Source organism: Variovorax sp. PDC80, assembly GCF_900115375.1.
Taxonomy (GTDB): domain Bacteria; phylum Pseudomonadota; class Gammaproteobacteria; order Burkholderiales; family Burkholderiaceae_C; genus Variovorax.
The window spans coordinates 102,059-123,269 of sequence record NZ_FOWG01000013.1; the positions used below are offsets into that span (position 1 = coordinate 102,059).

The 21,211-nt window shown below is 55.1% G+C and carries 16 protein-coding genes; 2 read left to right on the forward strand and 14 right to left on the reverse strand.

Translation table 11 applies throughout. The annotated features are described in order from the left end of the window. Positions 1-43: 43 nt before the first annotated feature. Together BM109_RS31540 and BM109_RS31545 are read left to right on the forward strand one after the other, a co-directional pair. A complete protein-coding gene (locus tag BM109_RS31540; RefSeq protein ID WP_177239505.1) occupies positions 44-676 on the forward strand; it encodes a YjbF family lipoprotein in 633 nt (210 codons plus the stop codon). Beyond that, positions 673-3,789 (forward strand): YjbH domain-containing protein, encoded by a 3,117-nt coding sequence (locus BM109_RS31545; protein ID WP_143129291.1) that lies wholly within the window; start codon positions 673-675, stop codon positions 3,787-3,789. The genes BM109_RS31540 and BM109_RS31545 overlap by 4 nt, the downstream gene beginning before the upstream one ends. Before the next feature lie 169 nt (positions 3,790-3,958). On the opposite strand, the gene BM109_RS31550 is transcribed toward BM109_RS31545, so the two are convergent. The 14 genes from BM109_RS31550 to BM109_RS31605 all read right to left on the reverse strand — a co-directional run bounded on the left by BM109_RS31550 (position 3,959) and on the right by BM109_RS31605 (position 21,183). Next, positions 3,959-5,968 carry a polysaccharide biosynthesis protein gene (locus BM109_RS31550; RefSeq protein ID WP_093351868.1) on the reverse strand — a complete coding sequence of 670 codons (2,010 nt, stop codon included), beginning with the start codon at positions 5,966-5,968 and terminating at the stop codon, positions 3,959-3,961. A gap of 214 nt (positions 5,969-6,182) precedes the next feature. Further along, positions 6,183-8,432 (reverse strand): polysaccharide biosynthesis tyrosine autokinase, encoded by a 2,250-nt coding sequence (locus BM109_RS31555; RefSeq protein ID WP_093351872.1) that lies wholly within the window; start codon positions 8,430-8,432, stop codon positions 6,183-6,185. Continuing rightward, the gene (locus BM109_RS31560; protein WP_093351874.1) at positions 8,429-8,863 is read right to left on the reverse strand and encodes a low molecular weight protein-tyrosine-phosphatase; all 435 of its coding nucleotides are present in this window, start codon (positions 8,861-8,863) and stop codon (positions 8,429-8,431) included. Before BM109_RS31560 ends, BM109_RS31555 begins: the two co-directional genes overlap by 4 nt. 236 nt (positions 8,864-9,099) lie before the next feature. Further along, positions 9,100-10,287: a DegT/DnrJ/EryC1/StrS family aminotransferase gene (locus BM109_RS31565; protein WP_093351876.1), complete on the reverse strand. Its 1,188-nt coding sequence runs from the start codon at positions 10,285-10,287 to the stop codon at positions 9,100-9,102. Then, the gene (locus tag BM109_RS31570; protein WP_093351879.1) at positions 10,281-10,955 is read right to left on the reverse strand and encodes an acetyltransferase; all 675 of its coding nucleotides are present in this window, start codon (positions 10,953-10,955) and stop codon (positions 10,281-10,283) included. Before BM109_RS31570 ends, BM109_RS31565 begins: the two co-directional genes overlap by 7 nt. Next, entirely contained in the window at positions 10,952-11,557 is a 606-nt protein-coding gene (locus tag BM109_RS31575; protein ID WP_093351881.1) for a sugar transferase, read from the reverse strand. The genes BM109_RS31570 and BM109_RS31575 overlap by 4 nt, the downstream gene beginning before the upstream one ends. Positions 11,558-11,564: 7 nt before the next feature. Then, positions 11,565-12,788, reverse strand: coding sequence for a glycosyltransferase family 4 protein (locus BM109_RS31580; protein WP_093351883.1), 1,224 nt, complete (start codon positions 12,786-12,788; stop codon positions 11,565-11,567). A 3-nt stretch (positions 12,789-12,791) separates the two neighbouring features. Then, positions 12,792-13,928: a non-hydrolyzing UDP-N-acetylglucosamine 2-epimerase gene (gene wecB / locus BM109_RS31585; protein ID WP_093351886.1), complete on the reverse strand. Its 1,137-nt coding sequence runs from the start codon at positions 13,926-13,928 to the stop codon at positions 12,792-12,794. Between the two features lie 22 nt (positions 13,929-13,950). Then, positions 13,951-15,078, reverse strand: a complete 1,128-nt coding sequence (locus BM109_RS31590; RefSeq protein ID WP_093352201.1) for a UDP-2-acetamido-2,6-beta-L-arabino-hexul-4-ose reductase — start codon at positions 15,076-15,078, stop codon at positions 13,951-13,953. Between the two features lie 4 nt (positions 15,079-15,082). Then, complete coding sequence (locus tag BM109_RS31595) at positions 15,083-16,126, reverse strand: polysaccharide biosynthesis protein (RefSeq protein ID WP_093351890.1); 1,044 nt, start codon at positions 16,124-16,126, stop codon at positions 15,083-15,085. 3 nt (positions 16,127-16,129) lie between these two features. Next, positions 16,130-17,299, reverse strand: coding sequence for a glycosyltransferase family 4 protein (locus BM109_RS31600; protein ID WP_177239506.1), 1,170 nt, complete (start codon positions 17,297-17,299; stop codon positions 16,130-16,132). A gap of 28 nt (positions 17,300-17,327) precedes the next feature. After that, on the reverse strand, positions 17,328-18,383 hold the full coding sequence (locus BM109_RS40950) for a glycosyltransferase family protein (RefSeq protein WP_143129292.1): 1,056 nt from the start codon (positions 18,381-18,383) through the stop codon (positions 17,328-17,330). A gap of 19 nt (positions 18,384-18,402) precedes the next feature. Then, the gene (locus tag BM109_RS40955) at positions 18,403-19,602 is read right to left on the reverse strand and encodes a hypothetical protein (RefSeq protein ID WP_143129293.1); all 1,200 of its coding nucleotides are present in this window, start codon (positions 19,600-19,602) and stop codon (positions 18,403-18,405) included. A 150-nt stretch (positions 19,603-19,752) separates the two neighbouring features. Next, positions 19,753-21,183 carry a lipopolysaccharide biosynthesis protein gene (locus tag BM109_RS31605; protein ID WP_143129294.1) on the reverse strand — a complete coding sequence of 477 codons (1,431 nt, stop codon included), beginning with the start codon at positions 21,181-21,183 and terminating at the stop codon, positions 19,753-19,755. Positions 21,184-21,211 lie beyond the last annotated feature (28 nt).

Sequence of the window (21,211 nt, forward strand, 5' to 3'; positions counted from 1 at the left end):
GTTTTTTTTGGGCGTTGGCGGTTGTTCTTCCGGTTCTTCCGCGATGCTGGATACAGCACGCGCCCTCTATCGAGGGCAATCGTCGGCCCCGCCGCCGACTTTCAACCCCAATTTCGCCTACCTGCGCGCCAACATCTCTGGCCGCACCGTTTACATGGTGCTTGGCTACCTGGATCAGCGACCCGAGGGCGCTGTCGAAGTCTGGTACAGCGGCGGCGGCGAAGTCATTCGGTTGTTGAATGGCCGCCTGATCGGCACCACCGGGCTTTCCACGGACTGGCGCGCGGTTCGCATTGCCGACTGGCCCGCATGGCCCACCACAGCTTCGAACGCCGGCAGCGCCCCCGTGCAGCGCTACGAACGCGAGCGCGACGTCATGCCCGGCTATCGCTTCGGCATCAACGACGAAATCACCCGCATCTCCATACCGGCACCTAGCGACAGCGCGATTGCCGGTACGGATCCGAAGTCGCTGCAGTGGTATGAGGAGCGCAGCGTCTCGCGCCCGGCGAACGCCTCTCTTCCTGCCGCCCGGTTCGGAATCTCGAACAAGACAGGCACACCTGTTGTCATCTATTCCGAGCAGTGCATCTCCAACAATCTGTGTATGAGCTTCGAGCGCTGGACCCCCCCCACGCCGCCGGCAGCCGGCGCCCCGGCGAGCGCTGGGACATGACCTCGCGAGGTCCGCACCACCGGCATTCCCACTGGCCTCGTCATATCGCGGCGGCATGCGCGCTGATCGTCACTTGCAGCGCCTGGGCTCAGCAACCCAATCCGGCGCCGTCGAGCGGCCAGGCCCCTCGCTCAGACGCCGATGTTCGCGCCGGCGAACGCTTCAGTACATGGTTGCTGCGGCAACCGCCGGAGACGGCCTCTCCGGGGCTTTCGTGGCGCGTTCCAGAGGAGCGGCTGGCCCAGCAGTTCCTGAAGAACACTCTGCTGGTCCGCCTCGAGGCGGAAGCTCGCCGCGCCCCGCGCGAGAACCAGGTCGACCGGCTCGCGCTGATCACCTGGCTGCAAAGCCTGCCCGTGACCGGACGCGTGGCCCTCGGCATCGTCGATCCCCGCTGGCTCGAGACGCATCCCGCGGAGGATCCCGTCCTGTCAGTCGGCCAGCAATTCGTGCCGGGCCCACCTGAACTGAAGACCATCGCCGTGGTGCGTCCCAATGGCGAGCTCTGCCATGTCCGGCATGAGGCCGGCCGCAGCGCCTGGGACTATGCCAAGGCCTGCGATCTTCCCGCCGCCGATTGGGCCTGGGTGGCGCAGCCCGATGGTCGCACTGCGCGCGTCGCTGTGGCGCCCTGGAATGCGCAACCATCAGACGAACCCGCGCCTGGATCCTGGATCTGGGCTGCGCCGCGAGCGATGCCGGATCTGGTCGCGGCGTCGGAGGGGATGATCAAATTTCTGGCGACCCAGGGCCCCTCGCCCCAGGTGCTGGATGCCGCGGCGCTCGATGCTGTTGCGTCGGCGCCCGCCGCCGACAAGCGGATGCCGCTGACCACATCCCTCGACGCACGCAAAGGCGTCGACGCAGCCCACTATGCGCCCGTGCGCTCCGTGCTGCCCGAGCCGGTGCCCACGCCCAAGGTCTTCAGAACCAGCACGAACGACTGGGGCGAAACCGGCCTGCTCCAAACGCCCACGGCCCGCATGGGCGAGCTCGGGGACTTCCGGCTCTCGCTCACCAACGTCTATCCCTACTCGCGGCTGAACTTCATGTTTCAGCCTCTGGAGTGGTTCGAAGCGGGCTTTCGCTACACCTCGATCAGCAACCAAGCCTACGCGGCGAGCACCACGGGCCAGTCGAACAAGGACAAGAGTATCGATTTCAAGGTCCGGCTCGCCAAGGAGTCGGCCTACGTGCCGGAGCTCGCTCTCGGATTCCGCGACTTCGGCGGTACCGGCTTGTTCTCGTCCGAATACCTCGTCGCCAGCAAACGCTATGGCGACTTCGATTTCAGCCTCGGCATCGGCTGGGGCTACATGGGCAACAGCGGCAACATCAAGAACCCGCTGATCGCCGTCAGCAATCGCTTCAGAACACGCCCCGGCAGCACAGCCACCACCGGCGGCCAAGCCAACTTCAACAGCTTCTTCCGCGGGCCCGCAGCGCTTTTCGGCGGCGTCGAATGGCGTACTCCCTGGGACCCGCTGACCCTGAAGCTCGAATACGACGGCAACGACTATCAGCACGAGCCGTCGGGCATCAATCAGCGCCAGCGCACTCCTTTCAATGTGGGGCTCGAGTACCGCTACGCGCCCGGGCTGTCGTTCTCCCTGGGCTTCGAGCGTGGCGACAAGGTCATGCTCGGCGTATCGCTCTCGACCAATCTCGCCAAGCTCCAGTCTCCCAAAGTGCTCGATGCGCCGCTGCCACGCTTCACGCCCGAAGCACCCAAGACACCACCTGGTTGGCCGACCACCGCAGCCGACATCGAAGCCCGCACCGAATGGACCGTGCAGCGCATCGCCCCGCAAGACGACAAGCTGCATGTCTGGATCAGCGAGAGCCTGACGGTCTATCGCGAGGCGCGCGTCGAGACCATCACCGCGTTGCTGCATCGCGATGCGCCGGCTTCAATCAAGTACTTCGTGCTCCACTATCGCGAACGCGGGCTGTCGCTGCATGCGCAAGTGATCAATCGAGACGAATGGGTCAACGAGCATTACAGGGCGATGACGCCGAGCGAGAAGCGTGCTGTCGGTCAGCGCGAATACGCGCCCAACGTGGACAGCAGCGAAGACATGCAGCCGCTGCGAGCAGTGGCTGCCACGGCGGCAAGCGCATCCGTCAATGCGCCGCAGAATGCGGGAAATGGCTCGCCGACCGGTGTCGCCGCCACCACAGCTGCAACGGCCACGCCGCCGATGGCACCATGGGAACGCAAGCGCGAACGCTATACCTTCGGCATCACGCCCAGCACCTCGCAGATCGTCGGCGGCCCAGACGCCTTCCTGCTCTACCAGATCGGTATTCAAGCAGTTCTCGAGTACCGGTTCACCGACAGCACCTGGTTCAACGGCGCCCTCAACTGGCGCATGTTCGATAACTTCGACAAGTTCAGCTATACAGCGCCCAGCAATCTGCCGCGCGTACGAACCTTCCAGCGTGAGTACGCCACGACAAAGCGGCTCACCTTGCCCGTGTTCCAACTCACGCATGTGGGCCGTCTGGCAGAGGATCAGTACTACAGCGTCTACGGTGGCGCGCTCGAGCCCATGTTTGCGGGCGTCGGCGCCGAATGGCTCTATCGCCCGTCACGCAGCCGTGTCGCTTTCGGCATCGACATCAATCATGTGCGCCAGCGCGACTTCGCCCAGGACTTCGGCCTGCGCGACTACAAGGTCAATACGGGCCACGCCACGCTGTACTGGGACACGGGCTGGAACGGCGTTCGCGCGACCGTCAGCGTGGGCCAGTACCTCGCTGGCGACAAGGGCGTCACGCTCAACGTCAGCAAGAGCTTCGACAACGGCGTCGTGCTCGGTGCTTATGCAACCAAGACGAACGTGTCCTCGCGAGAGTTCGGCGAAGGCAGCTTCGACAAGGGCATTTACGTGGCGGTGCCTTTCGACGCCTTCCTGCCGAAGTCGAGCAAGTTCACCGCGGCCTTCAATTGGTCGCCGCTCATTCGGGATGGTGGTGCGAAGCTGGGGCGGATCAATCCGCTGTACGACATGACGTCGATCAGGGATCCCAAGGCCTTCTCGATCGGGGCGCCGGAGAGCAATCCGGCGCGGGCGGGGGACAATATTCTGAACTTCGATGGGGCTCGCTGAGGCAAAGGATTGGCAACTGCGGGCTGAGGAACGGGTCGAGAACTCCAGTCCCCTCCGCACGGCGTTCGAAGGCACTCACATCAAAAACAATGCGGCCCGTTGCTGAAGCAACGGGCCGCATTGTCGTTTGTTTTCAGTCGTCCTAAGGCGCGCGAGTCAAGCAATCCGATCAAGCTACCAGAGCAGCCCCGGCAACCCGAGGAGAGCCGTCCAGCAGGACCTCACCACCAATGACGTTCGAATCCGGATCGTCGTCATGCAACAGCACTGCGTTTGCCGAGTGCCTTTCCAAATGCACCCAGTCGACCACCTCCGCGTGCGGCTGGTATCCGGGCAGCATCTGCGCCAGCGCGTGCTTGAGAGCCGGTACATCGTTGCGATCGAGAATGGCCCCCAGCATTGTGAACTGCCGCCAAAGCTCCTCGGCCGGTGGGCAAGGCTCGTGAGCCTTCATCACCCGAGAGTGCGTGGTCTGCATCGCGTTGTCCCCGATGAGAAGCTCTTCGTAGAGCTTTTCACCCGGTCGCAGACCCGTAATGCGAAGTTCGATGTCTCCGTCAGGGGCACTCTCGTCACGAACGGTTCGCCCCGACAGCTCTACCAGTCTCCGGGCCAGATCGATGATTCGAACCGGCTCGCCCATGTCGAGAACGAAGACATCTCCGCCTTGCGCCATGGCGCCGGCCTGGATGACGAGCTGCGCCGCCTCCGGGATCGTCATGAAATAGCGGGTGATATCTGCGTGCGTCAAAGTAATCGGGCCACCAGCCTCGATCTGCCGGCGGAACAACGGAACCACCGAGCCGCTAGAGCCCAGCACATTGCCGAAGCGCACCATCGAAAAGCAGGTTCCTGAAGGCTGCTGTGCCAAACCCTGCAAAGCGAGCTCGGCCAAGCGCTTGCTTGCTCCCATGATGTTGGTCGGCCGCACCGCCTTGTCGGTGCTCACCAGCACGAATCGGCGAACCTGGCATTCCATCGCGATCTGTGCCGCCAGGAGCGTACCTAGCGAATTGTTCCGAACGCCTTCGACAGGGTTGTGCTCCACGAGCGGCACATGCTTGTAGGCTGCAGCGTGGTAGACGGTATCGGGCCGCCAGGTCCGCATGATTTCGCGCAGGCGTGCCGGGTCACGCACCGAAGCCAGGAGAGGGATTATCTGGACCTCCGGACTCATCACCTCTAGTTCTTGGTGGATTGCGTAAAGCGCAAACTCCGTCAGTTCTACCAACAGCAGCTTCGACGGCGAAAGTTTTACGATCTGCCGGCAGAGTTCACTGCCGATCGAACCTCCGGCACCTGTGACCAACACTACCTGGTGTCGTATGTGCTTGTGCAGCAGATCGTCGACCGGCGCGACCGGATCACGGCCCAGCAGATCCTCGATATCAACTTCGACCAAGTCATGAACTTGAACGCGGCCATTGGCCAGATCGGCGAGCGCGGGCAGCGTACGTACATGCAGATGGAGCGGCAGCAAATCATGCAGGATCTCGGCGCGCCGTGCCCTGCTGGTAGAGGGCATCGCCAGCAAGACGTCCGAGATCCCGAGCATCGCGGCGTTCTCTCGCAACCAGCTTGGCGGTTGAATCCTGACGCCGTTGAGAGTGCTGCCATGAAGATGCTTTGCATCATCGATAAAGGCTCGCACTAGCATGTCGCGACTCTGCGCGAGCGCAGCCGCAAGCTGTAGCCCCGCACCGCCAGCGCCATAGATAACCACCTGCGGCAGCGACTTGCGCTGGACTGCGCTCATGTACATGCCGCCGAGCCAGTAGCGCGCCAGCATGCGGAGACCGCCGATGCACATGAAGAGCAGCAATGGAACCACAAGCCCGACCGTGCGCGGCACCGTGCTGACGCCGAAGACGGTGAAAAGTACGGCATAGGCGAGCCCGAACAACGCACACGCCCGCAAGATCGCCAAGACCGCTGGTGCACCCGCATAGCGAAATATCGCGCGGTACAAGCCGAAGACCGTGAACAGCGGAAGTGCAATCAACACCGCCATCGTTGCCGCCCACCATTGTGACCCCCGAGGGAGCATCCATTGCTCAAAGCGCAGGCTTAACGCAAAGCAGACGCACAGTACACACACGAGCGCATCCACGCACAGCGCCAGTAACCGTTTGGCAGGTCTAGGCAATCCGAGCAACCGCTCTGCCAGACGATTAATCACGCAAGACTCCTACCCCGAGCCGCACTCGGATATCGCGAATGATTGTGCATCTCATGCTCCAGGGCTGTTCTTGCCCCCAAATCTTGATTGTTAGGAAGTGTACAAATCACCACGTTTGGAGACATTCCTCCAAAAGACATACGAAGTTCGATCTCGTCGACTCTGAGAAGCGGCGGCGCTCGTCACCACTACCGATTGCTTACATCGCTTCGCGTCAACTCGCTTGCTTGTACTTGTACTCCGTATAGCGATAGCCGCCATACTTGTATCCATAGCTCCCATAGTGTCTGCGAGAGAGATCCATCCCATTAAAGACTACCCCACTGACTCGTTGATTGGCATGTGCCAGCCTCTTGACGCTCTCGCTCAACTCTCCGACCTGAGTCAATCCATCGCGAGCAACTAACAAGATCGCGCCAACGTGAGCAGACACCGCGGCCGCATCTGCTGCAACAAGAACTGGTGGACTGTCGATCACCACCAAGTCGTACCGCTGCGACGCCCCATCCAAGATTTCTCCTAGAGCAGATGACAGCATCATATTGGCCGGGTTGAAGGGATAGTTTCCTGTCGTGAGCACATCAAGATTTGGAAGCACCTGCGCATGCAGGGCTTGCTCAAGAGCCATATCTCCAGCCAAAACATCCGCAAGACCTCCTTGGCGCGGGAGGCCAAAGGACTTGTTGATATGACCTTTGCGCAAGTCCGCATCGATCAACAGCACGCGCTTACCGGCTTGAGCCATGATGACGGCATAGTTGCTCGATACGAAGCTTTTACCAACACCTGGTGTCGCACCGGTCACCAGCACTCGATTGCTTCCAGACTCCATCAAAGCGAGCTGCAAGGAAATTCGCAAATTCCTTAAGCTTTCGATTGCAAGGCTTTCTGGCGCTGTAACTGCAAGGACTTGAGCACCACCAGCTCCAGTGGCGATCAATTGAATAAGTGCGTCTTGCTCCACCGCTTGCGGCACTACGGAATACACGCTCAACCCAAGGCGATCTTCGATTTCTTGCGGATTGTGAATGCCACTGGCCATCTTGCTGCGGACAATTGCAAAAACAATACCAGAAAGAAGACCTATTACAAAAGCCAATGCAACGATCAAAGGCTTTTGCGGCTTCACCGGATTTCTTGGCTTGATAGCCTTATCTAGCAAACGGACATTCCCTACCTTACCCTCTTTCACAAGGCGCAATTGAAGAGAGCTATTGAGAAGGGACTTATACAATTCTCCATTCACGCGCACGTCCCGCTCAAGACGCAATGCGTCGCGTTGCAGTACGGGCATTGAGCTTACCCGTCGATCGATACCATCGAGTTCATGGCGAAATGCTGCGATTTGGCCATCGACGACACGCACCTTTGGATTTGTTTCGGTGAAGCGCGAGAGCAAATCGCGACGAAGCTGTTGCGATTCGAGCAATTTGGTCTGTAGCTGCACTGCTTGACCGAGAACTGCCTTGGCTTCCTCATCGAAAGCGATGGTTCCGTTCTTGTTGCGGAAATCCGCATATGCATCTTCCGAACTTTCAAGTTGTTTCTTGAAGGCGGGCAATTGAGTATCGAGAAATTGAAGCGTCTTTTCTGCTTCGGCCGCTTTTCGATCCACGTTCTGACGCACATACTGTGCCCCGATTTCATCGAGGATCCGACGCAAACGCTCGCGATCGCTGTCTTCGAGCGTCACACTGATCACATTCGATTGCTTGCCTTGTTCACTGAGTTGAACGCGTCTCTGTAAACCCTCGGTTGTAGCGAGCACGGAGGCTCTCGACACCACGAACTGAGCTCCAGGTTTACCCTCCAGCTGCGACACGATCAGCACCAAAGTCCCTCCGGCGACTTCCTGGGTCAAGGGCTTCCCAACGGTGCCACTCAGCACATTCTCGAGGCCGGGGTGCGCAAGGGTGTACTGCCCATCGGCCTCCGCTGTAATAACGAAAGCTTGCTGATCCTCGAAAGTCGGTGGTACATCAAACTTGGCAACCGTAATTGCTTCCGCGCCAGAAACGTACCCATTCATTCCAAGAAAGCCCGGTTCGGAAAGCGTCTTTGCACGTCTGGCAAGCCAGGCACCAATGAATGGCACATAGTGCGGGCGTGCGTCGATATAAAGCCGAGTCGCCTCCACCGCACCGCCCATGATCATGCGCGACCGAATAATCTGAATCTCACCGGCGGCTGATGTCTTGACATCGAACAAGTTGGCTGTGTCGCCAAGAAAACTCTTTGCGTCTGGCGCCGAATCCTCGACTTGGATCAAGAGGTTAGATTGGTACACGGGCGTGGAAAGCATTGCATAAGCCATTCCAAGCGCGACTGCGACGCCCGTGATAGCTGCTACCAGCCATCTACGATCAATCAGAATATCTAAATACTCGGACACGCGAAAAGCGTCGTCGTCATAAGAGGCGGCACCGCCTATCGGCAAGTCAGATGATGTAGCTAAGGCGTTCATGAAAGCTTCTTAATGCGCTCGGCCCAAGCTGCGGTGCCGGCGTCGATGAGTTGTAGGGCTTGATCGAAGGCCGCTCGGCCCAAGCGATAGGGGTCGGGAATATCTACGCGAGCAACCTCGCCCAAGCGAAATAACTTGCCGCGGGCAAACGGGTGACGCTGGTTGATATGCAAGCGTTGCTCATCGTCCATGACCAAAATCAGGTCAGCCTCTTGGCACATGTGACTCGTCAACTGCCGCGCACGATGGGTTTCGATGTTTATTCCACGCTCGGCCATCAAAGTACACGCCAAGGGATCTGCGGGCTGCCCAACGAGCGCTCCAACGCCTGCAGACCGCACATTCAAATCCGGTAATGCTGCCGCAAGCAACGCCTCGCCCATCGGACTTCGGCAGATATTACCGATGCATACGACCAATACAGACTTCATGCCGAGCAATGACCCGAGAAGTTGAGGGCGGTTTTCAACCGCGTTGAAGAATCGATCACAATATTCTCTTCCCTTGTTTCACATTTTAGTTGCCCATTGCTTTGCGTTGATTCGGCATGACCAAATCGATCGGGACGCGTCTCGCCCGCGCATGTAGCAGTTTTTTAGACCCAACCACCACTGCCGCCTCGACTTGCAAATCCGAGTCGCAAAACCACACAGACCTACGCCACCAATCAAGCCGTTGCCTCAGCCAGCACTTGAGAAATCACGCTGCAACTCCTGTCGATTTCGAGCGACGTCAGCGTGGGATGCACAAGAAACATCAGGCTTGTTTCGCCGAGCGCCTGCGCGATGGGAAGTGGTTGCATCGGCCGCCATCCGGTGCCATCGAAGGCTCGCTCCAAGTACACCTCAGAGCATGATCCTTGATAACAAGGAACGCCACCGTTTTGAATGGCATCGATGATACGGTCGCGCGTCCAGCCGTGCGCCAACCGTTCTGGCTGTGTGTAGAGGTAGCACTTGTAATGCGCATGAGCGCTCCCTGCGGCTTCGTTGTGGCCGAAATCGGGAACGCGCACAGCAGCATAAGGACGGGCTGCATTCCACAACGCTTTCGCATGCCGCGTACGCACTGCAGTCCATTGCGCCATTCGCTGCAATTGAATTCGACCGATGACCGCCTGGATCTCGAGCATGCGCCAGTTCGTACCGAAGCTTTCGTGGAGCCAGCGAAAGCCTGGCGGATGCGCCCGCTCGTAAACGGCCTCGAAGCTCTTACCATGGTCCTTGTACTCCCACATGGCACGCCACAACGCATTGTCGTCGGTGGTGACCATGCCACCTTCGCCGCCTGTCGTCATGATCTTGTCCTGGCAGAAAGACCAGGCGCTCGCATGCCCAATAGAGCCGACCGAGCGATTCTTGTAGCGCGCGCCGTGCGCCTGAGCGCAGTCTTCGATGACCTTGAAGCTGTGTTCAGTGGCCAGCGCCATGATCGGATCCATGTCGCAGGGCCAACCTCCCAGATGAACACAGATCACGGCCTTGGTGCGCGGCGTGACAACTTGCGCGATGGTTTCGGCGGATAGATTGCCGCTTTGCGCATCAACATCCGCAAATACCGGCGTCGCCCCCGCATTCACAACACAGGACACGCTGGCGATGAACGTGCGCGGCGTGACGATCACCTCGTCACCTGGTCCGATGCCCATTCCCTTGAGGATCACGTCCAGCGCCAAAGTGCCATTGGCGAGAGCCAGCGCATGCGAGGTGCCAACCCAAGTGGCGAACTCTTTTTCAAATGTGCGGCACTCCTGCCCTGTCCAGTAGTTGACTTTGTTGGACAGCAGCACGCGCTGCACTGCATCGGCTTCTTCTGCAGTGAAGCTAGGCCATGGGGAGAAAGAAGTATTTAACACGAGAGTTCAGCCTTTTTCAGATATGGGTTGGCAGGGTTTCCGACCACGACGGCGCCAGGTGGCACATCGCGCGTGACGACCGCGCCCATGCCGACCAAGGCACCCCGACCGATCACGAGAGGACGGCCCGGTTGGCCCTGCTTGATAACAGCGCCGGCTCCGACGTACGCGTGGTCTTCGATGTGCACGTTGCCATTGCACTTTGCGCCAGGCGCAAAAGTTACGAAGTCACCTATCACGCAATCGTGTTCGACATAGCTGTACAGGTTCGCGTGGAAGTGCTTGCCAATGCGAATGTTGGACGTAATGGTGACGAACGGGCTCAGTGCTGCGCCCTCCCCCAGCGACACGTCGTCCATGATCACGACATTCGCGGCTTGAACCGTCCAGGGCAGCACACCATCTACAGCACAGCGGTCGGCCAGACTTTCCCGCACAGTGCTGTTTGCAATGGCGATCACTATTCGTCTTGTGCTTGCATCAATTTGCACGAATTCTTCATAACGCAGTACGCGATGGCCATTGACCTCACTGGCCTCGGGCCGGTCGTCAACGAATACCAGCTGTGTCGCTGGGATGCCTTCACGCGCAAGCTGCAAGCGGGCCAAAGGCATCACGCCCCGACCGCATCCACTAGCGCCAAACACAGCAAACAGCGGCAGACTCATTGCTTATGCTCCATTCGCGATCCTGTAAAGCGCGGCATCGTGGCTTCGCCCGTGGCGGTGATGCCATCGCGCACCAGCACCTTGCGTACTGTCAGCCAGAGGATCTTGATATCGAGATAGAGCGAACGATTGTCAACGTACCAAACATCGAGCTTGAATTTCTCGTCCCAACTGAGCGCATTGCGCCCATTGATCTGCGCCCAACCGGTGATACCGGGGCGCACCTCATGGCGGCGGGCTTGCTCGGCGGAATAAAGCGGCAGGTAATCCATCAACAGCGGGCGCGGTCCAACCAAGCTCATATCACCCTTGAGCACGTTCCAGAGCTCAGGCAATTCGTCGAGACTACTGGCGCGCAGGAAGCGGCCGAAGGGGGTCAAGCGGTCTGCATCGGGCAGCAGCACACCACCGGCGCCACGCGCGTCAGTCATCGTGCGGAACTTCACCATGTTGAATGGCCGGCCGCCCAGACCCGGTCGCCGCTGACGAAAAAATGCTGGATTACCCAGCTTACGGCGCACCTGCCATGTCAAAAACAACAGCGGAAGGCCAAGGATCAGCAAAGCCAAGCCGGCAAGTACGATGTCGAAAAGACGTTTCATTTCGCTATCACCTCGCAGCCAGCCGCGTGAAGATCGCACCGAACTTAGAGACGCCGACTTGCAAGGCCAGTTGCTCACGATAGAAACGCTGCGCTTGGCGCCCCATGGTGGCCAACGCGTCCTGTTGCACTGCTGCCAGTGCTTCCGCGGCATCCGCGAGCGCCGACGCATTCTCGGATTCAACGACCACGCCACCACCCGACTGTGAAACTAGCTCGGCCGCATCACCATCGACCGCCATCAATAGCGGTTTTCCCACCGCCATATAGGCCTGCGTCTTGGACGGGATCGTGATTTCAAACAACGAATCCTTGCGCAGATGGACCAGGAGAACTTCGGCCTCATTCAACAGAGCTCCAACTTCCGACATAGGTACAGGAGGTAAAAAGATCGTGTTGTGCAATTGCATATCGATAGCGCGCTGCTCGAGCCGAGCAGCTTCGACACCCCCTCCCAGCAATACGAAACACACCCTGGCGTCGCGTGCTTGCAGGAGGGCAGCAGCTTCCAGTACGGTGTCCAGGGCCTGAGCCTTGCCCATATTCCCTGCAAAAAGGATGCGAAGTCGCTCCGGACCCGGAAAGTTTGCGGGAGGATGACCCTGCGGTGAGGCCAGCGCAACCTCATCGGCCCAGTTGTAGATCACATCCACTTTGGTGTCAGGCACGCCGCGCTGCAACAGAAGGCGCTTGAACCCCGGTGAGAGCACTGCGATGTGGTCCATACGCCGATACACCCATTGGCACACAGTCCCTACTACGCTCAAGGCTCTGTTATTGCTGACCATACCAGTGGCACGCAGGGTGTCCGGCCACATGTCCTGAATGTCGTAGACCACCGGGATGCGGCGCAAAAGCCGCAGCAGCCCGGCCGTGATACCTACCGTAAGTGGCGGATGATAGGCATAGATCACGTCGGGTCGCCGCGCCATGAACAGACCATAAACGAACGACGATGCGGCGAAACTCGCGTAGTTCAACACCCGCTTGATCGCCGACTGGTTATGGTTAGGGTAAAGAGGTACACGTGTCACCTGGACGCCGTCGATCACTTCACGCTGCAGCAGCTTGATCCGGTAGCCCGGATACACCTTGCCGCCCGGGTAATTGGGGAACCCCGTCAGCACCTCGACTTCAAAACCCTGGCGCACCAACTCACGGGCGAACACGATGCCCTTGAATGTCGGTTCGGGATCGAACCACTGCGTCAGTAGCAACACGCGAATCGCCATGTGTCAATACTTCTTCCAGACCACGCGATTCACGTAATCGGTGTAGCTGTGGACAATGCGCAGCACTTTGTCCGACACGTTGGGCATGCTGTAGTCAGCTACTTGGCGCAGGCCGCGCACTTCCCCTCGGGGCTGGCTCTCCAAAATTGCCAGGCCCTGGCGTACGCGGTCTACTTCGAGGCCCACCATCATGACGGCCGCCTCTTCCATCCCCTCGGGGCGCTCGTGCGCCTCGCGCAGGTTGAGCGCCGGAAAATTGAGGATAGAGGACTCCTCGTTGATAGTCCCGCTGTCGGAGAGCGTGACACGCGCCGAAAGCTGCAGCTTCACATAGTCATGAAACCCCAGCGGCTTCAGCAAACGTACCTGGCTGTGAAACTGCACGCCCGTCGCGTCGATGCGTTTTTGCGTGCGTGGATGGGTTGATACGATGACTGGCAAGTCATGGTCTTCAGCAACTGCATTCAAGACTGCAACCAGCTTGGCAAAGGACTGTGGCGACTCGATATTCTCTTCGCGATGAGCGCTCACCACGAAATACTGCCCAGCTTGCAAACCCAAACGCTCTAGCACATTGGATTCGTCGATGCGCGGACGATAGTGCGTCAGCACTTCAAACATCGGGCTACCAGTCTTGATCACTAGGTCGGGCGAAAGCCCCTCGCGCAGAAGGTAGTCGCGCGCTATGGTGCTGTAGGTCAAGTTGACATCCGCCGTGTGGTCCACGATGCGTCGGTTGGTTTCCTCTGGCACACGCTGATCGAAGCAGCGATTGCCTGCCTCCATATGAAAGATCGGGATCTTCCGGCGCTTGGCTGGAATTACCGAGAGACAGCTGTTGGTATCGCCCAGCACAAGCATCGCCTCAGGCTGCACCTCGCTCAACACCTGGTCTACTGAGATGATGAGATTGCCGATAGTGTGTGCCGCACTGGTTGCGTTGGCCGCGCTGTTCAGGAAATGGTCGGGCTTGCGCACATCCAGGTCGTCGAAGAAAACCTGATTGAGTTCGTAGTCGTAGTTCTGGCCGGTATGCACCAGCACATGGTCGCAATGCTCATCCAGACGAGCCAATACGCGCGAAAGACGAATAATTTCGGGTCGGGTACCGACCACGGTCATGACTTTGAGTTTTTTCATCGAAGAGATCCAAGCCCCGAGACTACAGAGGGCAGGCGAAGGTGTCTGGCCGTGCACGATCAAACACTTCGTTGGCCCATAGCATGACGACCATTTCTTCGGCGCCGATGTTGGTGATATCGTGCGTCCAGCCGGGAACGGTCTCGACGATTTCCGACTTATCTCCTGCGGTCACCAATTCATGGATCTCGCCGGTCTGCATATGTCGGAACTTGAAACGTGCCCGCCCTTTAATGACGAGGAACTTCTCGGTCTTACTGTGATGGTAATGGCCGCCTCGCGTGATACCCGGGTGCGCTGTGAAGAACGAGAATTGGCCCGAATCTGGCGTCTTCAGCATCTCGACGAATACGCCGCGCGCATCTCCATGTTGCGGCACGACATAGGCGAAAGATTCTGGGGGCAGATAACTTACATAGGTGGAGTAGAGGGCACGCACAAGCCCGGTTCCCACGCGATCAGTCACAAGGGTACTCCGACTTGCCCTGAATGACTGGATCTGCCGGGCAAGCTCTCCGACCGTGGTGGTGTACTGCGGCACGACCGTTGCGAAGCCATCCTTGTCCACAGCAGCATCTGCGCCGTCCATCAGCTGGACGAAGCGCTCGATGACATCATCCACGTACACCAGCGTAACGGGCGAGGCTGGATCGTTGACCTGGATCGGAATATCACGGGCGATGTTGTGGCAGAACGTCGCAACTGCAGAGTTGTAGTTAGGCCGGCACCATTTTCCAAATACATTGGGCAAGCGAAAGACGTGCACAGGAATGCCGAGGCTAAGTGCCGCCGCTCGCAGTGCGTCTTCCGCGCCACGCTTGCTGTTGCCGTAAGGGTTGTCGCGTGCGGCCTGCGTGGACGACGTGTAGATGATCGGCACCTTCTTACCTGCCGCTTCCGCCACGGCTCCGACGGCGAGACAGAGGGCCCGTGTGAGTTCCGCGTTACCAATAGCGAATTCTTTCGGATCTTGAGGGCGATTGACGCCTGCCAGGTGAAAGACGAAGTCGATATCCTGCAACAGCGCTGGCAACTCCTCCACACCGTTGTCGCGTGTGAAGCAAACCATTTGCACATCCTTGCGCTCGGTCAGGTGCAAACGCAGGTTTTTTCCCACGAACCCGTCAGCGCCGGTAATTAACACCTTCATCGTCTTAGCCCTCTGCTTCGGCATGCTCACCGCGCGCGATTCGCTGCATGAAGTCGAGCTTGAGTAGCAGTTTCTTCATGCCTTCCACGTCCAAGCGAGTCGTGTTGTGCGAGTTGTAGTCCTCGCCGTGCGTGCTGTGGGTGATGCGCTGCTCGCCTTGCTCCACATACTTGGCGTAGTTCAGGTCGCGACCATCGGGCGGCACCCGGTAGTAACCACCTTGATCTTCGGCGCAAGCCATTTCTTCACGGCTCAAAAGCGCTTCGTAGAGCTTCTCTCCATGACGCGTGCCGATCTCCCGAATCTCGTGATCCGGTTTACCCATCAGTTCCAGGATGGCCTGCGTCAACACCCGCACCGTAGCTGCAGGGGCCTTCTGTACGAAGATATCGCCGTTGCTGCCGTGTTCGAAAGCATGTAGCACCAATTCGACAGCGTCTTCCAATGTCATCATGAAGCGAGTCATGGAGGGGTCGGTCACAGTGATGGGATTGCCCGCAAGCACCTGCTCCACAAACAGCGGAATGACTGAACCACGAGAGGCCATAACATTGCCATAACGAGTTCCGCAAATGACAGTTTTCGTGCTCTCGAGATTCCGGCTGGCGGCGACCATCACCTTTTCCATCATCGCCTTGCTGATGCCCATGGCATTAATAGGGTAGACCGCCTTGTCAGTACTGAGGCATACGACGCGCTTAACGCCGGCAGCAACCGTTGCCTCCAAAACGTTCTCGGTGCCGAGAACGTTAGTCCGCACAGCTTGCATCGGATGGAATTCACAGGACGGAACTTGCTTGAGAGCCGCCGCGTGAAAAACATAGTCCACCCCGCGCATGGCTGCACTCACGCTTCGTGAGTCACGCACATCGCCAATATAGAACTTGAGTTTAGGATGGTTGTAGCGCTTGCGCATGTCATCTTGCTTTTTCTCGTCTCGGCTGAAAACGCGAATTTCGGCGATGCCGGTATCAAGAAAACGCTTGAGAACGGCATTTCCAAAGGATCCGGTTCCACCGGTAATAAGCAAAGTTTTTTCGTCAAACATGTATTAATCCGTTATCAACCGCGTAACCTGCTCCACCGAATGGTGAATACGCAAATATTTTTGCGCGTTAGTTCCCATTTTAATCATTGACTCCCTACTGGAAAAAATTCGCCCCATAGCGCCAGCCATATCTGATACGTCTGCCGCTATGCACGCTATACCCATATCGAAGCCCTCCACAATCGCACCGAATTCGCTGGAAAACTCCACTGTCGCAAGTATCGGCAATCGGCTGGCCATGTAGTCAAGGCTTTTGGATGGAAAAGATGGTGAAGAAGTAGAGCCTGTCGTTGAAACTATTCCAACGTCCGCTGCGCCAAGAACTTCAAGATACTCTTCTCTCGAGAGGGAGCCTCCGTACTTTATTGCACGCGGGTTTAGTTTCTCAAACTCGCGGACCTGACCCAATCTATCCCCTGACCCGCAAATTAAGAGAACTATTCTTCGATCAGCCTCCCACGCCATGATTGCCGCGCGGCATATGTGTTCGATACCCCTCCCGGCACTTAGCTGACCACCAAAGACCAAAACCAAGGACTCATTATCAATGCCGAGTCGCTCTCGAACCGTAGCACGAGAATTCGGCTCCGACCGAAGAAAGGAAGTCCAAATAGGAAGATGGGACACATGCACCCCCGCCATCCTCCCAAAATAGTTTTCAAAGTACAAAATACTTTTCTCACTCATGCAGCCAACTCGAGAAAAGCATCCAATTAAGCATCTCTCCAAAAATTTTAGAAGCGGAAGAGCAAATGAAGGCAACTTTTCACTTATTTCGTAATTGTGAATTGGGAAGAAATCCCAATAGATCAAAAAAGATCTTTTGCAAATAAGTTTAGCAGCAACAATTGCAACAGAAAGTGCAGAACACGGGCTAAAGCAAATCAAAAGATCATAGCGCGAGCCACGAAACAAATCCGCCAGCAATGATGGAACGGCTTTGAAGGAGGAAAACATCCATCGAAGTGCCAGTGAAATCTTTCCCCGTCCGACTCTCACGCTACTAAAGTTTTTCAAAGTTACATTGAACTCCCCCGGAGTCGTGGCAACTGGGTCGCCCGACCATTCGACGTTCAAAACCGTAACCTCATGACCTTGCCTTCCCAATTCAGCGGCAAGTTCACTTATCAGCCAAGGCGACCCGTCCTTGTGCTTGAACTTCGTGGTAAGCATCAATATTTTCATACGCCCGCAGCGAACTCTAATTCGAAGATAAAGACACTTTTTTCAATATCTCTCGAATCTTGTCCAGCCGAATTTTTGAGTTATTTTTTAAAAAATAATCAGATATGGACGCGTCGATCGCATCCGATTTTTCATTTATTTCGGAAACCAATGCGGAAATATTTTCCTGATACTCGATGAAATACGGTTCCTTCAAAAGAGCACAACCACTGAAGACCAACGGAATTCCATACGCAAGCAATCGTGGCGCCTTGTTGGGAAATTCAACCGCACCTGCGTTCTTAAAATCTTTCCCCAATAGCTCCAAACCACAAAGCACTCGCTCCATATCCAGAGCCTTCAAGCTTCTAGGGGGAAAATACTTAACACACGAAAATTTTTGAGCCAGCTCAAGAATTCGCTCGGAAACTAGCGAATCCAATGGCCCTACCAAATGAATTTCGAGAGAAAGTGATGAATCCAGGATTTGCCTAGCCATCTCTTCGATTTGCTCTAAATTTAAATGCGAGGAAATATATCCCCAGTACAAAATAACATCTCGGCGCTTTTTATTTTTCTCAGAGAAAAATTCAAAATCAGACCACGGATAGAACAAATATCCATTTTTTGCTGGATACTTCGTGCGAAGAAGAGTTGAGACATAAAGAGCTGCATCAGCCTTCGCCGCCATTCTTTTCAACATCCACCTGACCCACCAAGCTGAAACCTTTGGCGCCATTGACGCAAAATCGTCATTCAGCACAGAAATTATTGCCGAGCACCTTTGCCGGGGAATCCAAATCAATTCTGGCAAAAAATTAAATACAACATCACCCTTCTTGACATTTGCTTTTAGATAAAAGTAAAGAAAAATAGCATTTGCAATAGACACAAATGGAACAGAAGCAAAGCGTTCGATAAATCGAAATTGCCTGAGGCGCAATTCATTTGGAAGATTTAATCGATTCAAATTGCCAGAAGACTTTGGAGACCAGTACTCAACTTGATAACCTGAGGAAAGCAATCCAGCAAGTTGCTGGCGCAGACGATGCGGCTCATCCCATTTAGAGCGAGAAAAAATGTGAACCGTCATACAGTGATTTGTTTAACTATTACGCTATGCTTCGATTTTTTGTCCGGGCTACAAGCTTTTTTCCGCTCAAAACAAAGGCAACCCCAAAAAATATTGTGCTTAGTATGTTTTGCGATGATACTGTCCAGAATTTTCCAACCGGCAGAGATACAAGATAAATCAGAAGGAGCGCCAAAATCGGGAATGAATATCGGCTGCCTGTTTTCAAAGCTTGAATCTCGAACTTATTTGCGGCACGAATAAAAAGCCAAACGGCTGGAAAGACAATCAGAAGACCGAAAAATGAAACCCACGAAATCACCTCAGGCATCCAAACAGCGCTGCAATCCAAATAACGCCGACACAATTCTCGCTCAAGCCCATTCTCCATTAATCCAAAAAAACTAGTCGAAGCCAACGGAAAAATCGAAGACAGTAAATTTCCACTAAAAATAATAGAAATATAATTCGAGAGAAAAAATATTCCCATTGAAAAATATGTACTTAGCAAATAAATTGCATATTCGACGTAAAAAGCAAATCCATACGGAGAAAAACAGTAATTTAACGTTGCACAACTACTTGCAAAATAACTCTCTGCATCCTCGTAACGCCTAATAGTATTAAGGATGAATAAAACAAAAAAAGAAATTCCGACAGCCAAAAAATAGAAGACGTATTTTGCCTTGAACCTGCGAGTTCGGAGTGAAATTCCATATGCGACCACCACCAAAATCTCAAAGATTTCAAAAAAAGTTCCTCGCGCCATTGACATCAATACGATCGGCAACGCGGACAGCATCATTACTCTACGAATGCCCTTGGGCTCATTACCAAGAAAAACAGATGCGAACAAAAACAAGAAAATCGATTTTGTGGCAGCGAGGCCTAAGATTGCAGGTATTTTTCCTATACTAAACTCGGCTACACCTTCGTCTCTAAAGTAGTTTTGATAGGATAAATAGAGATTTTCGCCTGCAAGGGAACCCGTGATTACGCTAAAAATACTAGAGCCGGTATAAAAATTAATTGCATAGGCAACACTGACTAGTTGAAGAATCAGCAACGCTACTACTGTTCGCAAACTTAAAGCACGGCCGACTATTTTTCCGGGCACTTGAGTTTGGGCAGTTAAAAAAGCAAACAAAAATAGTGTTAGAAAAAAGATTCCACCAACTACCCGAAGTAAGGCATCCGTCGAAGTTGGCGCAATCAGATATAGAACGAGGATGAAAATCACCCAAATCCTAAAAATTCGAACAAGCGATGTCGTTTGCATATTCAGCCGCAAGTAGGATGTCGGTCAACGACGGCTCGAAAATAAATTCTAATTTTCGTCACTTGAATGTCTCGTGAGAATATTGGCAGGTTCGTCTCAAACAAGACCTAGTTACGAGGCCTTTGTTAGCTTGGCGGCAGCTAGGATTTCCGTCCATTCCACTCTAAAACTCCACGCCAAGACAGGGACTAAAATTAACATCGTTAGCGAATAGTGCGCAGAAAATTTATGGCCACCACTTGCAGCAATCAGCGCCATAATCAATCCAATTCCAACAAACATATAGATTTTTTTTCTAGGGAATTGGCACCATACGTAAGCGGCCGCCTCAGTGCGCCCAATAAAATAAATTAGGTATGCGATCGCATTTGCCATCACAGCCCCCGCTGCTCCGTGTTTTGGAACCAACCACAAGTTCAACAACATATTCAGGAGAAATGCTGCCAGCGTAACTCCCATTGTTAGTCCTGTACGGCGCGTAATATTTACTCCTATAGAAGTAACATCGGCCAAAACATACAATAATGGCGGAATAGCGGCACAGAGAAGAAGATTTTTTACATTAAGGTAATGCTCGGGCAGGAGATAGTCAACAAACCATGAAAAAGAGCCAATCAAAATGAATATGGCACACGCAACTGCCAAGCCTTGCCGTCGAATGGCATCCAGTCGTGCTTCTTCAATACCGTTGGCCACCCATCTATAAACTGTTGGGGCCCAGATAATTGAAAAAACAACTTGAAAAACCGACGCAGCCGATGCGAAGCTGTTTACAACCGAAAAAATCGCCAGTTCGTCAAACGAGGATCTGGATCGCAGCACTAATGAGCTAGTCGCAGTCAGCCCCCAGTACGCCAGCCCCGAGAACATTAATGGAACCCCAAATTTCAGCAGCAGTCGGATTTCGGCTACCTTCAGCGCTGCGCCGCTTGCCAAAAGCCACTGTTGGCGTGTGTTCCATGCGTAAGCCAAGACCACGGCAAAGTTCGCGATTCCCCAAACTACCAGTAATGTAGAAAATGTTTTAGGGCCGCCCAATAGTATCGTGCCGAGCAACAAAACCAATTGTAAAGCTTTAGGAATAATTTGACTCAGCGAAAACGCAAGCCCCCGTTCTTCCATTCGCAAAATAAGGGAAAGGTATCGGGAAACGTAAGTCGATAAAATACAAAAAAGCGAGAGCCAGCCGTACAAGGGATCGTATTCACCAAAAATCCATATAGACAAAGGCACTGAAAACCATGCAGCAAAAAAAACGGCGATCAAAAGCAGCGAAAAACCTGGCAAGAACGTCGCTTTCAAAAGGCGATATTTGTCGTTCGATTCGTGGAACTCACGAATATATGCCTGATCCAAACCAAGCGTAAAAAATAATAATGTGAGTGATAACGCCAGCTGAAATAACGCAAGCCGCCCCACGTCTTCAGGCCTGAATGCCCAAGCGATCACAGGAACGACAACCATCCCAAGTAGCATGCTTGTAAGCGGGCCAACCGCAAAGGCAGTAATTTTTTTTAGGTTCAAATCGAAATCCGATTTCAAATCTCAAAACTAAGCTTTTCCTGCCAAC

Excerpts from the sequence above, each read along its gene's own strand:
- BM109_RS31575 (WP_093351881.1), bottom strand. The coding sequence starts at position 11,557 with ATGAAACGTCTTTTCGACATCGTACTTGCCGGCTTGGCTTTGCTGATC.
- BM109_RS31590 (WP_093352201.1), bottom strand. The coding sequence starts at position 15,078 with ATGAAGGTGTTAATTACCGGCGCTGACGGGTTCGTGGGAAAAAACCTG.
- BM109_RS31560 (WP_093351874.1), bottom strand. The coding sequence starts at position 8,863 with ATGAAGTCTGTATTGGTCGTATGCATCGGTAATATCTGCCGAAGTCCG.
- BM109_RS31600 (WP_177239506.1), bottom strand. The coding sequence starts at position 17,299 with ATGCTTACCACGAAGTTCAAGCACAAGGACGGGTCGCCTTGGCTGATA.
- BM109_RS31545 (WP_143129291.1), top strand. The coding sequence starts at position 673 with ATGACCTCGCGAGGTCCGCACCACCGGCATTCCCACTGGCCTCGTCAT.
- BM109_RS40950 (WP_143129292.1), bottom strand. The coding sequence starts at position 18,383 with ATGACGGTTCACATTTTTTCTCGCTCTAAATGGGATGAGCCGCATCGT.
- BM109_RS31570 (WP_093351879.1), bottom strand. The coding sequence starts at position 10,955 with ATGAGTCTGCCGCTGTTTGCTGTGTTTGGCGCTAGTGGATGCGGTCGG.
- BM109_RS31595 (WP_093351890.1), bottom strand. The coding sequence starts at position 16,126 with ATGTTTGACGAAAAAACTTTGCTTATTACCGGTGGAACCGGATCCTTT.
- BM109_RS31555 (WP_093351872.1), bottom strand. The coding sequence starts at position 8,432 with ATGAACGCCTTAGCTACATCATCTGACTTGCCGATAGGCGGTGCCGCC.
- BM109_RS31580 (WP_093351883.1), bottom strand. The coding sequence starts at position 12,788 with ATGGCGATTCGCGTGTTGCTACTGACGCAGTGGTTCGATCCCGAACCG.
- wecB (WP_093351886.1), bottom strand. The coding sequence starts at position 13,928 with ATGAAAAAACTCAAAGTCATGACCGTGGTCGGTACCCGACCCGAAATT.
- BM109_RS31540 (WP_177239505.1), top strand. The coding sequence starts at position 44 with ATGCTGGATACAGCACGCGCCCTCTATCGAGGGCAATCGTCGGCCCCG.